We start from the raw sequence: 13,294 nt of genomic DNA on the forward strand, positions 1-13,294 counted from the left end.
CCCTTTCAAATCTCGCCCCGCGACTGGCGGAAATAGTAAACTGCGCCCACCATGCCGGCGTCGTTGTGGAGCTGGGCGGCGCGGATCTCCAGTCCTTCCGCAAAAGCGGGCATCACAGAGGCACGCACTTTCTTGGCGACGGGGTCTATCAGCAGCTCCTGCTGTGCGCTGACGCCGCCGCCGATGAGGATGAGCTGCGGGTTGAAGATATGCACCATGCCCGCAAGGCCCTGAGCGATCTCATCCGTCCAGTCGTCCAGAAGCGCCAGGATGGTGGGGTCGCCTGCATGGGCCGATTCAAAGATAGCGCGGCCATCCTTCCACTTCGGGTTCCGGGGCTGTGCGCCCCGCACCAGAGCGGTGGTTGCGGCGTACCGCTCCCAGCAGCCCGACGCGCCGCAGGTGCAGAACACGCCATCCAGCGCGTGGGTGCGGAAGTGTCCCAGCTCACCACCGAGACCCCGCGCACCTTCCAGCAGGCGGCCTCCGGTGAGGATGCCGCCGCCGACGCCGGTCCCCAGCGTGACACCGATGACGTCCGTGTAACCCTTCGCGCCGCCGACCCAGACTTCACCCAGCGTCATGCAGTTGGCGTCGTTGGCGACAGTGGTCGGCAGGCCGAACTTTGCTTCCAGCTCTGCTTTAATGGGGCTTCCGATGTAGTTGGGCAGGCTGCCGCAGGTCCCGGCCACGATGCCCTTTCTGGTGTCGATTTGTCCTGCGGCGGAAACGCCGATGCCCGCAAGGCCCTGCGGTTCAACAGCCTGCTCCTTGAGGAACTGTTCGGCAGCAGACAGCACCGTGGTGAGGATGGGCGTCTCGTAGTTGTCGAAGCAGACGCTCTGCTCCGTTTTGGAGAGCACACGGCCCTCTTCGTCCACGATGCCCAGTTTGACGGCAGTGCCGCCAATATCAATGGCAAGATACTGTTTCATAGTCGTATCTCCGTATTATTTGTGCATGGCGTTGATGGCACCGGTGAAGCGGGCGGTGATCTCCGCCGGGCGGGTGATGGCACCGCCGACGACGAGGGCAAAAGCTCCGGCTTCCAGCGCCTTGACAGCCTGCTCAGGGTAATGGATATGACCCTCGGCGATGATCTTCGCCGGGCATTCCGCGGCCAGCTTGTGGACAAACTCAAAATCAATATCGTTGATTCCCTGCGTCTCGGGGGTGTAGCCGCGCATGGTGGTACCCACAAAATCAGCACCGGCCTCGGCGCAGAGCATGGCGTTCTCGAAATTGTCGCAGTCAGCCATGAGCAGCTGGTCGGGATATTTCGCCTTGATGGCGCGAATGAACTGGGCCGAAGTAGAGCCGTCGGGTCGGATGGCGGCAGTTCCCTGCACGGCGAGGATGTCCACGCCGCAGGCCACCAGCTCGTCTACCTCTTTCATGGTGACGGTGATGTACATGGGGGTGCCGGGGTAATCCTTTTTGATGATGCCGATGACGGGCAGGTCCACCACCTGTTTGATCTGGGTGATGTCGCGGACGGTGTTGGCGCGGATGCCCACGGCTCCGCTCATGGCGGCGGCTTTCGCCATCAGGGGCATGACGCCGCCCTCTTTGGTGTAAAGAGGCTCCGTCTCAAGTGCCTGACAGGAGACGATGAGCCCGCCTTTGATTTGCTCAAACAGTTTTTCTTTCTCCATATCCATCAATCCTCCATCCTGATTTTGATGACCACTTTACGCACATGAGCACATCCGGGGCGTGCCACGCCGGGCTTGTGCAGCTCGCCGGGGAAAAACAGGACGAACCGCCCCTCGCCCAGCGTGCCGCTGACGGCATCCGGACTGGTCCTGAAACCAATATCTCCCGTAAACTCCCCTGCCTCTTCGCCGGGCAGAGTCGTATAGCCCCAGCCCTCGCCGCCGGTCAAATCGATTTGAAGGTCAGCGTACTTTTTGTGGTATTCGAGGCGGGTGCTGTCGGGACTCAAATCGGCCTCCATCACGTTGATGAAGACGTTCTCGCCGTCCACCTCGGTGCGGCCCAGCGGCAAATCGTACAAATCGTGGGCCACATGGTAGGCGGTAAGATAGTCGATGGCGGTGTCAAGATTCCGGTGAAGCCCGCGATAACGGTTCAGGTGTTCCAGTGCGTCGCAGATCATGTTGATTTTCTCCCAACTAAGTGTTTTTTAACAAAAGCACAAAGAGCGCCTGCCCTCTCCCCCTCATTGAGAGACGGAGAGGGGGCGCTTTTTGATTTTTCAGAGTTTTGCGATGGCGGCTTCGATCATGGCCTGTGCTTCGGCGACGATGGATTCATCTTCCGGGATGAGGCCGGGCATCGGCTCGCGGACGCCGCCCAGCTCAAGGCCGTACATCCGGCGCAGGATCTCCTTCTGCACTGCGTAGAGGTTGCCGTGGGCTTCGCACATCTTATAAATGATGCGGTCGGCGTCGTACTGAATGGCGCGGGCAGCTTCGATCTCACCCTTGTTGATGTGCTCGTTCATGGCAAGATACAGCTCCGGCATGACGGCATAGGTGCCGCCGATGCCGCCGTCCGCGCCGATGACGCGGCCGGAGACGAACTGCTCATCCGGGCCGTTGAAGACCACGAAATTGCCCTCACCACGGGCGGCAATGCCTGCATCCTTGAACATCTGGATGTCCTGGGTGGGCATGGAGCTGTTCTTGACGGCAACGACGTTGGGATTCTTGAGCATCTCGCGCAGCAGGCTCATGGTCAGGCCGGTGCCGGCCAGCTGGGGGATGTTGTAGATGACGAACTCGGTGTTGGGAGCCGCCGCCGACATATCGTTCCAATATTTGGCGATGGCGTACTCCGGCAGATGGAAGTAGATGGGCGGGATCGATGCAATGGCGTCCACGCCCACGCTCTCGGCGTGGCGGGCCAGCTCGACGCTGTCGGCGGTGTTGTTGCAGCCGACGTGTGCGATGACGGTCAGTTTGCCTTTGGCTTCACTCACGACGGCTTCCAGCACGGCCTTGCGCTCATCGACGTGCTGATAGATGCACTCACCGGAGGAGCCGCCCACATACACGCCCTTGACGCCCTTTGCAATCAGATGGCGGGTCAGTGCCTTGACGCCCTCGGTGGAGATATTGCCCTCTGCATCGTAGCAGGCATAGAAGGCCGGGATAACGCCCTGATACTTGGTAATGTCTTTCATTTGTCCATGTCCTTTCTGATAATTCAAGCCCTACACGCTCTCCGTTCGGGAAACGGCAGCAGCGCCCTCTTGCGGTTCCCAGCGTCCGCTTCGTGCCTTGGTGCGGCACTCGCGTCCTGCTGACCGCGGCGCCAAAAATCCCTCCCTGTTTCCGCCGCAGGCGGCGGTCGGGATTTTAGCCTTTGACCGCACCCATTGCGATGCCCTTGGTGAAGTACTTCTGGAAGATAAGGAAGATGATGATGATCGGCACAGCGGCCAGAGCGGCACCTGCCATGATAAGGCCGAAGTCGGTGCTGTTCTCCGCCTGCAGCTTTGCGATGCCCAGCGAGATCGTCAGGTTGCTGGTGCTGGACAGCATGATGAGCTGCATGAAGTAATCGTTCCAGCTGTTGATGAAGGTGAAGATTGCCAGCGCGCCGATGCCCGGCTTGACCATCGGGAGCACGATGCTGACGAAGGTGCGCGCCTCGCTGGCACCGTCGATACGGGCCGCTTCCAGCATCTCGGTGGGGATGCCCTCACTGAACTGCTTCATCAAAAAGACGCCGAAGGGCCAGCCCACGATGGGGAAAATGACGGCCCAGATGGTATTGTAAAGGTTCAGTGCGCTCATCTCACGCAGCAGCGGGATGAGGATGACCTGCTTGGGCAGGGCCATTGCGCAGACGATGAGGGTGAAGAGCAGCTTGCGGCCGACGAATCGCTTTTTTGCCAGCGCATAGCCTGCCATTGCGGCGGTGATGCAGGTGAGTATCATGGACATGACGGCCATGAACACGGTGTTTATCATCCAGCGCAGTGCGGCCGGAGCAGTTGGGCCGACGGAGAAATAGATCGGCTCTCCATCCGCGCTGAAAGAGTGGCTGAAGGGCACGGCCAGCTGCCACAGGGGTGCGCTCTTGCCTGCGAAAAGCTTCTGGTAGTTGGTCAGCACCCACTGGCTGGGCCACCACTCGGGGGTCGTGGAGTTGATGGCCGCGCCGGTCTTGAAGGAACCGGTAATGATCCAGTACAGCGGGAACGCGAACAGCACGGCCACGATGCTGATAAGGATGAGGGTCAGTATCATGTAAGCGCTCATCTTTTTCAGCTTGCTGGGGTGACGCTTCAACGGTTTCTGTTTTTTTGCAGTTGCAGTCATTGCCCGGCACCTCCTTTAATTATCCTGACTGCCAAACTTGAACTGGACAGCCGACAGGATGGCGATGATAACGGCCAGCACAACGCCCATTGCGTTGCCGTAACCATAGCGGTAGAGCTTGAATGCAGTGTAGTAGATGTAGTACATGATGGTATCAGTGCTGTGGTTGGGGCCGCCGGAGGTCAGCAGCTGGATCAGTGCGAAGCACTGGAAGGAGTTGATGGTAGTGATGACCAGGATGTACAGGGTGGTGGGCATGATGGCGGGCCACTTGATACGCCAGAAGCACTGGAAATCGGTGGCACCGTCCACTTCAGCAGCTTCCACGATGGACTGGTCTACGTTGCCCAGTGCGGAAACGTACAGCACGATGGGCTGGCCGACAGAAGTAGTCAGCAGGATGAGGATGATGCAGCCCAGAGCGTATTTTTCATCGCCCAGCCAGTTGATGTTCTTGTCGATGAGGCCCACAGCTTTGCCCAGATAGTTGAAGATGCCGTAGTAGTTGTTGTACATCCACTTCCACACGACGGTGACAGCCACCGAGCCGGTGACGACCGGCAGGTAGAACACGCAGCGGAAGAGGCTGGTGGCCCACTCGGGCAAATCGACGATAGCCGAGCTGACCCACAGCGAGAACGCACAGGTCACAGGCACCGAGACGACCACGATGATGAAGGTGTTGCGCAAAGCGCCGATGAAGATGGGGTCTGCGAACAGCTCTGCGTAGTTTGCAAAACCCACAAAGACGTCGGCACGGTTCATGGTCGAGTCAAAAAAACTCGTGACCACGCAGAGTATCATGGGGTAAATGACGAAGCCGAGAAAAAAGATGAGGCTGGGCAGAAGGAACAGGTAGGAAGCGATGGTCTCCTGCCGAACCAGTGCGCTGCTGCGCTTCGGCTCTTTGATGCTTGCAGTCTTTGCAGCCAAAGAAATCACCAGACCTTTCGTTCTGATTGGGTGCTTGTCTTACACAAAATGCCCCTCCCTCGCCGGGATGTTCGAGGGAGGGGCAGTCATTACTTATTTGCCCTCAGGCGGAAAAGCTCAGGCTTCGGCGGCTGCGGCTGCGTTGGCATTCTGGACAAAGGTTGCAACGGAAGTGGCAACGTCTTCGCCAGTGCCTACACGCTGGAGCATGTTCCACCACTCGGTGCGGGCAGTTGCCCAGCCCGGAGTGATCTGGTAGTAGTCGCCCAGATAGGCCATGAACTTGGTGTACTCGCTCATGATGGCATTGTCGGCGTAGATGTCGCCCACGCTGGCGCGGACCGGGAAGTAAGTGGAAGCCAGAACGCTGTCCTTCACCTGGTCAGGGTCAGCAGCGATGAACTCAATGAAGGTCTTGGCTGCCTTGACCTTGGCCTCATCGCCATTATCGAAGACGCCAAAGCCCCAGATGCCGCCGCAGAGCTTCGGGTCGCCGCTTGCAGTCGGGAATGCCATGGGCATGATCTCGTCGCCGTCGTTGGTCAGGCCGGCGTCGTTGTTGTCGGCGTTCAGCTGCTGAGCGATGTTCCAGCAGAATGCCATCTGCAGCGTGCCGTTGCGGAACAGAGTGATCTCGTCGCCGCCGGCGATGGAAGCGTCGAAGTTGATGCCGTCGGTATCGTACAGGGTCTGGATGGCCTTGATGTTCTCGGCAGAATCTGCAGTGTACTTGGTGTGAGCGTCGTCGGTGAAGGTGCCGCCGTACATATTATTGATAATAGCACGGGTACCCTGGTCGCCGCCCTGACCGCCGCAGTAGATGGCTGCCACGTTCTCGTAGCCGCCCTTGTACAGAGCGTCAACGGTGTTCAGGAAGCCTTCGGTGCTCCAGGTGTGCTTATCGGTGTCGAGATACTTGTCAGCGCCCACTTCCTTGACCTTGGTCATGTTGACGGCCATGCAGTGTGCGGTCATGCACAGGGGGTACTCGTAGTAGTCGCCCTTGTCGTTGTGGCAGGCGGAGTTGACGGACTCGTAAATGTCCTTCTTGGCGTCGTCGGTCCACAAATCGTTCAGCGGAGCCATGACACCCTTTGCGCCCCAGTTAGCCACCAGACGCTCGGGGCCTTCCATGATGAGGTCGGGTGCGCTGCCGCCCTCGATGGCGGTGTTCACCTGGTCGTCGCCGTTGGTGTAGTCCAGATACTCAACGGCCACTTTAATGTCAGGATACTTTGCGTTGAAGCTGGCGATGAGCTCCTGCACGGTCTCGTCCTTGCCCCAGCCGCCGATGGGGTATGTCCACAGCTTGATGCTTGCGCCGGATGCAGAGCCGGAAGCGGCAGTGGAAGCAGCACTAGAAGCTGCCGTGCTGGTAGAAGCGGACTTGCCGCCGCAGGCAGCCAGCGCACCCGCTGCGCTCATAATACCAACGGCCTTCAAGAAGGAGCGACGAGAAATGGCATTCTTCATAATAAGTTCTCCTTACCTATCATCATATCGGCGGTCCTTCATCCCTGACCGCTCTTGTTGGCCTTATTATAGAAAACTTCTTTCATTTTGTCCATCGGTCGCATACACAATTTTCAGAAAGTTTTCTTGTCCATTCCGCACAAATATCTGGGATACCAGCCAGTTTTTGGCCACTTTCACCAGTTTCATTGCCAGTTGTAGCCATTTTGTAATCATTTCTGCGTAGTTTGTCATTTTCGGTTTGAAAATCATTTTCGTTTTTCTTCCGCAGTTTTGAAATTTATTTTCAGCAATAAGTCCTACTTTTCCTCGTTTTTTAGATGCTCTGCACAGCTTTTTCTTCCGAATTATGGCGAAAAGCACACTTGTCAAGCGGCCAAACTTCTTTTATACTTTTTATAAAGATGCCCCCTTCCCTGTGCAGCGGAAGGGGCAAAAGAAGGTATCAGGAATAGTGCGGGCATTGCGGCCCGCTCGAAGGAGCTTGACCATGGGTACAAATTTTTGGGAATTGCTGCATCAACGACAGGACCAGCTGACCAGATCCGGCCACGCGGTCGCCGACTACCTGCTGCAGCATGCGGACGAAGCGCAGTATCTCTCCATTTCCTCGCTGGCCCGGGAGTGCAATGTCGCCGAGGCGACAGTGTTCCGGTTCTGCCGGGCTTTGGGGTTCGACGGCTACCATGAGATGCGCATTGCGCTGGCGCAGGCCAACGCCACCGGCACACCATCCAGCCAGAGGGAGCTTCAGCCCGGTGCTACCACCGCAGAACTTTGCGAGCACGCATACGCCCGCTTTCTCACCGCCATCAACGGCACCCAGAACGCCCTCTCTACCGAGGCCGTGGACGAGGCCGTACACCTGATGCAGGAGGCCAGGCAGGTGTTCTGCCTCGGACAGGGCGGCAGTATGCTCCTGGCAAACGACATCTGCGCCCGCTTCGCCAGCCTTTCCACCAAGTTCCGCACCGCAGGCGACAGCCATTTACAGCTGCTGACTGCTAGTCTGATGAACGAGGCCGACGTTGTGCTCTTCGTTTCCTACTCCGGCGCGACCCGCGACATGATGGAGACACTGCGCACCGCCAAGGCCGCCGGGGCAAAAATCATCCTGTTGACCCATTACGAGGACTCCCCCGGCGCATTGCTCGCAGATGTCGTCCTTCTCTGCGGCGCACAGGAAAGCCCGCTGGACTCCGGCAGCATCCCCATCAAGGCAGCATTCCTCTATGTAGGCGAAGTTCTGGTGCTGCGGTATATGCTGGATGACCCTGCCCATAGCAACACAGCACAGGACCTCACCAGCGAGGCTATGACCGTGAAAATGCTGTAAAAAGTTCTTTTCCATGTACTGCCAAAAGTAAAACGCCCCCGGCTTCCTGTCATGGAAACCGGGGGCGCTGCGGTTTTATGGGAAACGCCTCAGGCGCTGCAAAGCCTCAGTGCAGCAGAGAGCTGACCCATGCCCGGGCGGCCGTCTTGGCCTGGAGCTTATTGTACATCTTCAGGGTGGTGTTGTACACCTTCTGGCTCATGGCATTGCTGGCGTTGGTGGCGGCAGCCTGCTTGGCCTCAAGCGTGTCGGCGGCGGCAACGGCGGCCTTCATATCGGCGTAGTCGGCCATGATCTCCTGCTGGAGCGCGGCATAGCTGGCCTTGGCTGCTGCCCGATCCTTTGCGGTGACCTGATTGCCATTGCTGCCGTAGGTCAGCAGGTTGGAGAGGGCGTCACGCACGCCGTAGAAGGAGTCGGTCCAGTCGTCCGGGTAGGTATAGTAGCGGCCCTTAGCATCCTGATACCAGACGCCCTCGGTGGGCTGCTCGTCGGAGCGGGTGACCTTATGGACCGAGACCTTGTAGACGTCTGCGGTGTCGGTGGTCAGCATCGGATAGTAAGGGACGAAGGCGTTGTACACGTCGTCGTCAAAAGCGGTCCACTCGGTAATGGCGGTGTTCAGATCGCCGGTGGCGCTCACCTGGAACAGATGAGTCTCCACATTGCCCGTCTTGCCGATGGGCTCGGTCTGAAAGAAGTGGATGGAATCCTCCACCGAGAACTTCTTGGTCAGCTGGATGTTGGAGTAGACCGGGACGATGGCACCGTTCTCGCCGACGTTGCTGATAGCAAAGTCGGTCTCGCTGTAGTTGTCCTTCGTAAAGGTGTCGGTGCCGTACAGGTAGTTCAGGCCGGCTGCCATGCGGTCCGATGCGATGTCGCCGTTGTAGGAGGCATCCAGATCGATGACATTGGCAGCGGCGTCGCCCACAAAAGTACCAGCCTTCTGGGCCACGGAGATCAGGTTGGCAGAGGCCACCACATGGTCGGTGTCATCCAGATCGATCTTGCCCATAGCGGCGATGTTGGGCTGCATGAAGACCACGCTGGAGGAGAGCTTCAGGGCAAGGTAGGTGTGGCCCGTCAGGTTCTCCACGAACCAGGTCTCGTTCTGGTCGGCAATGAACACGCCGGAGCCGCCGGCTGCACCGGCGTTGTCGTAGATGGAGGTCAGCAGGGCAACACCCTCGCGGGCCGTGGAAGCTTCGCTCAGCAGCACCGTGGTGATCTCGGCTTCCTCAATGCCGTTGTCCACATAGGGGTCTACGCTCAGCACGGCGTCGGTGCCGTAGAGAGACTCGGTGGCAGAGACCATGACGCCCTTCTCGTTGGTGCCAGCCTCCTCATAGGGGGTGTGCTCGTGGGTGCTGTCGCAGTCCGGGCAGACACCCAGACCGTTGTCGTCCCGGCGGGCGGTGTAGCGGTAGCTGTCGTGGGTGAAGGTGTAGGTAAAGCCGTAGCATCCCTCGTACACTTCGCCCGTGGTGTGCTTCCCGGCGGGGCTGATGTTGAACAGCTTGTTGTAATCGTTGGTGCCCAGATCCTCGATCCGGCCAAACATGGTGGTGCCATCCTCGGTGAGGTCGCTGCCGACATAGAGTGCCGTGCAGGCGAAGGCGGAAGGAACCACGGCAAGCGTCATTGCACAGGCGATGAAAGCCGCAGCAATTTTCTTCTTCAAAGACATAATAGTATCGATCCCTCTCTTGTTGATTGTCGGCATTTCGTCGGCAGGTGTCATAATACACCCATTTTAATAAAAATGCAAGTATTTTCCCGAAATTTTAGCATATATTCATTTTTATATGGTATATATTCGTACTGCGTTTTTCATCTGCCCCTCCGTGAGCGCAAAAAACCGCCCCGGCTTCCTACTATGGAAACCGGAGCGGTTCGTTTACTTTATGGGTGCTTTTTCAGGCACTCAATGCCTACCAACTGGCATTCAGTTTTTGAAGTTTTAGTCATATCTGTATTTAGAGGACTTTCCGTACACCTTCCGAAGCGATTTTTTCAGGCTGACCACCGTTTCTTTGATGATCTTTGCCTCATCGGCAGAGCAATCTGCAAGCTGTTCGGTCATCCAGCTGTCGAACACCGGCTTTGCTTTTTTGATCTCAATGCACAGCAGCTCGTCTGCCGAACAGTCCAGTGCGTTGATGATGTCGATCAGCGTTTTCAGGCTGGGCACGGAGTTGCCTGTTTCGATATGACTGATGTGCGTGACCACCACACCGACCTCATTGGCCAGCTGCTCCTGCGTCATGCCCTTTGCAAGGCGGCAGGCACGGATGCGTTTTCCGATGTCGGCGTAGTCCACCATAATACAAGTCCCCTCCGTTTTGTGAAGTGATACTTGTATTGTATGTGCAATCGACCAGGATTGTAATAACCTGAAAGTGCAGTGGACTTTTGACAGAAAGTTTCTGTCAAAATCATTTTTTGCACTTTAGCCCCGGACACAAAATTTATTTTTTCTCTTTCTTTGCACGCAGTCTTGCATTTTCCTGGTTGATCTTTTCGATTTCTTCGCTGTTGGTCAACCAGCCAAGACCCTTGGAAAGCTCTTTCTTTTTTGCTTCGTTATCACTGATTTTGGAATCAATGAGTGCAACGCTCGTAGCCTTCATATTGTCAAGTGCAAGCTTTGCACCGCCGCCCAAAAGTGCTGCACCCAAAGAAACCGCTGTCGCAAACAGAGCGCTCTGTTCTTTTTCCATGTCATTTCTGCCGATACCCATACTGTACTACTCCTTTACTTGTTGTGTTATTTTATTCCATTAAAAGAATGGTCCGTCCATTCTCTTCAATGTCTTTCCAAAACATATCATCTTCATCTCTACAGTAATTCTGCAGGAGTTTAAGATTTGCACCGATCACCTCATCAAAGAAATTCTGATATTCCCGCTGGATATCATCCTGCGGTTCTTTTTTCCAGCGGCCGACCAGGTTTTCCAGCGCAACCAATTCCTGCATAGTCTCAAGCATACCCCGGATTTTTTTCATGTCTCCGTCCAGTTTTTTCAGCTTGATACTCCGGATAAAACGCGGACCCCACACGATTTTTTTCACATCGCTCACATAAATACGAAGTGCACCTTCAAACCGGTGGATTGCTTTGATAAACGCATCGTCCGCCTTTTCAAGGTAGGAAACTTGATTCGTTTCATCCTGTGCCCTTTTATAGCGTTCCAGATACGTTTTGCCATCCATCAGCCGACTGCTGTAGTCGTTCAGATGTAGATCTTCCAGCAAGTCAAAACGCTCGTTGAAGTGCTCGATCTGTGCGATATGCAGCTCTACCAGAAATTCCCCCAATTTTTTCGGATTGGTCAGGTCATACATTTCCACCAGTTCCTGCATGGCCTGCTCGCCGCCCTCTTTCAGGTCTCCCCTGTCGTTGATGCTTTCCGGGCTAAACAGCACATGCAACGCACTTTTTGCCTTTATAAGATCCTTGGTGTGTACTACATTTCCATCGAGATCCTGCGTCCGTGCCATCTTTTCCACAACATCAACGGTATCCACCGCCGTTTTTATCTTTTTTTCAAAGTCCCCTTTCGTCATCACGTCTTCTACAACATCTGCGTGTTGTATAAAAATCGACTTCAATGCCTCTGCATTCACTGTTTTGCCTGTTTTTTTCTCGTAACTTTCTGCATATTGGTCTACCGCTTTTGAAATCGCCAGCTTCTTTGCCTTATCCAGAACACTTGCCCGACTTTGTTTTTTCTCCACTTTCACGATTCATCGTTCCTTTCAGAATGTTTTATACTATTCATGTCATATGTCATCGCAAAACAAATTCTTCCTCGGAGCACATTGCTGCGCGGAACGCGTCAAAATCTCTATGCTGCAGTGCAAGACCTGTCTGGTCTGCATAGTTCAAAATGGCATATACCGCACGCTCGTAGTTGGTATCATCATCCGCAAGGTACGCGAAAGCATCCAGCAGGCTGCTCAGTCGGGTACGCTGCTGCTGTTCATATTGCTTCATAAAATCCATCAGTTGACGGTGATATTCCTGTTCCAACCGCGTTGATTCCTTCAGCAATGCCGTCATCCGATCGTACTCTGCCGCATTCAGCGCTGCCTGCTCCACAATAGCGCGTGTGCAGGACACCACATAAGCTGCTGCCGTATAGACCGCCATCGGGACAAACGGATTTGCCGTGCCGACCACCAGTCCGAGCGCTTTGGTAAAATAGACCGTTGCGACCGACTTTACCGTCGTATCTGCCAAAGCCCCCTGCAGCTGCTGCCCGGTGATCTCTCCTTTTGCGTAGGAATAAAGTGCTGCGCCTCCATCTATCAGCCCGCCCGCCATGACTGTTGCTGCGGTTGAATCCGAAAGCACCGGAAGTGCCACTTTCCGGCCTCCAAAGCGGATCACCGTGCTAAGCACGCCGGTCTCGCCACCGCGCAGTGCACCGCTGACGGTATCCGCTTTTACCTCTTCCAACGCATTATCGAGCGTTTTGCGATCCCGCAGTACCTCAAACAAATTCTGTGTACCGGACACAATGGCTGTGATAACACCGGTTGCCACCGCCATATTCGATGCCGCTGTACCGACCTCCCGCGCCAGCTGCTTTCCTTCAAAGCGAGCCGCATACTGCCGAACCGCTTGTTGAGAAACTCTGCCATCTGTGCCACGCAGCTTTTGCAGCTCCGCAGTTGTTGTGCCTCCTGATGCAATGCCAGTGGACGGATCTGTCAAGCCCTTCTTCATCAAGTTGGATACCGCATTCTCGTAGGCCGTTTTTGAAATCTCACCGTTTTCAGCCATTTTGTGCAGGCAGCTCTCAATGTCTGCCATCTGGTCTGTTGGTGCAATGCGTTGCATATCCGTATACTTCGGATCTACAAAATTCTGCGCAGCTCGCCAGGCACTGTTATTGTATTTTGCCTGTCCTTGCCCTACGATTCGGCCATTCCTCTGCATACGGAAGTCATCCGGTGCCGTATGCCCGCCGTATCCTCCCCGACCTGCCGCCAGATCCGTCACTGGGTTCCGGTCAAAGCGTTCGCCGCAGTTTGCCATATTCGTTTGCAGCTTTGCTGCCTCAATGTACTCAAACAGATTTCCCTTGGACTGCTCAAAGCCTACTTTTGAAATCTTTCCTGCCTTGTACAAAAGCTCCCTCATAGAGTCAATGGCCGTATCGGTTCCCATTTGTACATTCTGGGAGGCCGCATTGCCCACAAATGCACCAGCCTGACCTTCCAGATTTTTTTCTTTCCTGCTTCTCACAGC

The 13,294-nt window shown here is 55.8% G+C and carries 14 protein-coding genes; 1 reads left to right on the forward strand and 13 read right to left on the reverse strand.

Going from position 1 to position 13,294, the window contains the following annotated elements; all coding sequences use genetic code 11:
• Window positions 1–5: 5 nt before the first annotated feature.
• The 8 genes from AAAU26_RS11445 to AAAU26_RS11480 form a co-directional block, all read right to left on the reverse strand.
• The gene (locus AAAU26_RS11445) at window positions 6–935 is read right to left on the reverse strand and encodes an ROK family protein (RefSeq protein WP_207676708.1); all 930 of its coding nucleotides are present in this window, start codon (window positions 933–935) and stop codon (window positions 6–8) included.
• Window positions 936–950: 15 nt separating this feature from the next.
• The gene (locus tag AAAU26_RS11450; protein WP_207676709.1) at window positions 951–1,655 is read right to left on the reverse strand and encodes an N-acetylmannosamine-6-phosphate 2-epimerase; all 705 of its coding nucleotides are present in this window, start codon (window positions 1,653–1,655) and stop codon (window positions 951–953) included.
• Between the two features lie 5 nt (window positions 1,656–1,660).
• Window positions 1,661–2,119, reverse strand: coding sequence for a NanQ anomerase/TabA/YiaL family protein (locus tag AAAU26_RS11455; RefSeq protein ID WP_158400426.1), 459 nt, complete (start codon window positions 2,117–2,119; stop codon window positions 1,661–1,663).
• 99 nt (window positions 2,120–2,218) lie between these two features.
• Complete coding sequence (locus AAAU26_RS11460; protein ID WP_227618611.1) at window positions 2,219–3,148, reverse strand: dihydrodipicolinate synthase family protein; 930 nt, start codon at window positions 3,146–3,148, stop codon at window positions 2,219–2,221.
• 175 nt (window positions 3,149–3,323) lie between these two features.
• A complete protein-coding gene (locus AAAU26_RS11465; protein ID WP_149793917.1) occupies window positions 3,324–4,292 on the reverse strand; it encodes a carbohydrate ABC transporter permease in 969 nt (322 codons plus the stop codon).
• 15 nt (window positions 4,293–4,307) lie between these two features.
• A complete protein-coding gene (locus AAAU26_RS11470) occupies window positions 4,308–5,234 on the reverse strand; it encodes a carbohydrate ABC transporter permease (RefSeq protein WP_187299025.1) in 927 nt (308 codons plus the stop codon).
• 108 nt (window positions 5,235–5,342) lie between these two features.
• Complete coding sequence (locus AAAU26_RS11475; RefSeq protein ID WP_227618612.1) at window positions 5,343–6,698, reverse strand: extracellular solute-binding protein; 1,356 nt, start codon at window positions 6,696–6,698, stop codon at window positions 5,343–5,345.
• A 66-nt stretch (window positions 6,699–6,764) separates the two neighbouring features.
• Window positions 6,765–7,070 carry a hypothetical protein gene (locus AAAU26_RS11480; RefSeq protein WP_227618613.1) on the reverse strand — a complete coding sequence of 102 codons (306 nt, stop codon included), beginning with the start codon at window positions 7,068–7,070 and terminating at the stop codon, window positions 6,765–6,767.
• 118 nt (window positions 7,071–7,188) lie between these two features.
• Between AAAU26_RS11480 and AAAU26_RS11485 the strand changes: the two genes are divergently transcribed.
• Window positions 7,189–8,034 carry a MurR/RpiR family transcriptional regulator gene (locus tag AAAU26_RS11485; protein ID WP_217209911.1) on the forward strand — a complete coding sequence of 282 codons (846 nt, stop codon included), beginning with the start codon at window positions 7,189–7,191 and terminating at the stop codon, window positions 8,032–8,034.
• A gap of 106 nt (window positions 8,035–8,140) precedes the next feature.
• On the opposite strand, the gene AAAU26_RS11490 is transcribed toward AAAU26_RS11485, so the two are convergent.
• From AAAU26_RS11490 to AAAU26_RS11510, 5 genes are all read right to left on the reverse strand, one after another.
• Entirely contained in the window at window positions 8,141–9,724 is a 1,584-nt protein-coding gene (locus AAAU26_RS11490; RefSeq protein WP_227618614.1) for a C69 family dipeptidase, read from the reverse strand.
• Window positions 9,725–9,997: 273 nt separating this feature from the next.
• On the reverse strand, window positions 9,998–10,360 hold the full coding sequence (locus tag AAAU26_RS11495; protein WP_015537470.1) for a helix-turn-helix domain-containing protein: 363 nt from the start codon (window positions 10,358–10,360) through the stop codon (window positions 9,998–10,000).
• Window positions 10,361–10,505: 145 nt separating this feature from the next.
• Complete coding sequence (locus tag AAAU26_RS11500; RefSeq protein WP_207676717.1) at window positions 10,506–10,778, reverse strand: hypothetical protein; 273 nt, start codon at window positions 10,776–10,778, stop codon at window positions 10,506–10,508.
• Window positions 10,779–10,809: 31 nt separating this feature from the next.
• Window positions 10,810–11,781 carry a hypothetical protein gene (locus AAAU26_RS11505; protein WP_227618615.1) on the reverse strand — a complete coding sequence of 324 codons (972 nt, stop codon included), beginning with the start codon at window positions 11,779–11,781 and terminating at the stop codon, window positions 10,810–10,812.
• Window positions 11,782–11,827: 46 nt separating this feature from the next.
• The gene (locus AAAU26_RS11510) at window positions 11,828–13,291 is read right to left on the reverse strand and encodes a hypothetical protein (protein WP_227618616.1); all 1,464 of its coding nucleotides are present in this window, start codon (window positions 13,289–13,291) and stop codon (window positions 11,828–11,830) included.
• Window positions 13,292–13,294 lie beyond the last annotated feature (3 nt).

It is taken from the genome of Faecalibacterium longum, from assembly GCF_040094125.1.
Taxonomy (GTDB): Bacteria; Bacillota; Clostridia; order Oscillospirales; family Ruminococcaceae; genus Faecalibacterium; species Faecalibacterium longum.

What these genes read in the sequence shown, in the direction of transcription:
- AAAU26_RS11460 (WP_227618611.1), bottom strand. Translation starts at nt 3,148, where the DNA reads ATGAAAGACATTACCAAGTATCAGGGCGTTATCCCGGCCTTCTATGCC.
- AAAU26_RS11475 (WP_227618612.1), bottom strand. Translation starts at nt 6,698, where the DNA reads ATGAAGAATGCCATTTCTCGTCGCTCCTTCTTGAAGGCCGTTGGTATT.
- AAAU26_RS11485 (WP_217209911.1), top strand. Translation starts at nt 7,189, where the DNA reads ATGGGTACAAATTTTTGGGAATTGCTGCATCAACGACAGGACCAGCTG.
- AAAU26_RS11490 (WP_227618614.1), bottom strand. Translation starts at nt 9,724, where the DNA reads ATGTCTTTGAAGAAGAAAATTGCTGCGGCTTTCATCGCCTGTGCAATG.
- AAAU26_RS11465 (WP_149793917.1), bottom strand. Translation starts at nt 4,292, where the DNA reads ATGACTGCAACTGCAAAAAAACAGAAACCGTTGAAGCGTCACCCCAGC.
- AAAU26_RS11500 (WP_207676717.1), bottom strand. Translation starts at nt 10,778, where the DNA reads ATGGGTATCGGCAGAAATGACATGGAAAAAGAACAGAGCGCTCTGTTT.
- AAAU26_RS11445 (WP_207676708.1), bottom strand. Translation starts at nt 935, where the DNA reads ATGAAACAGTATCTTGCCATTGATATTGGCGGCACTGCCGTCAAACTG.
- AAAU26_RS11495 (WP_015537470.1), bottom strand. Translation starts at nt 10,360, where the DNA reads ATGGTGGACTACGCCGACATCGGAAAACGCATCCGTGCCTGCCGCCTT.
- AAAU26_RS11450 (WP_207676709.1), bottom strand. Translation starts at nt 1,655, where the DNA reads ATGGAGAAAGAAAAACTGTTTGAGCAAATCAAAGGCGGGCTCATCGTC.
- AAAU26_RS11455 (WP_158400426.1), bottom strand. Translation starts at nt 2,119, where the DNA reads ATGATCTGCGACGCACTGGAACACCTGAACCGTTATCGCGGGCTTCAC.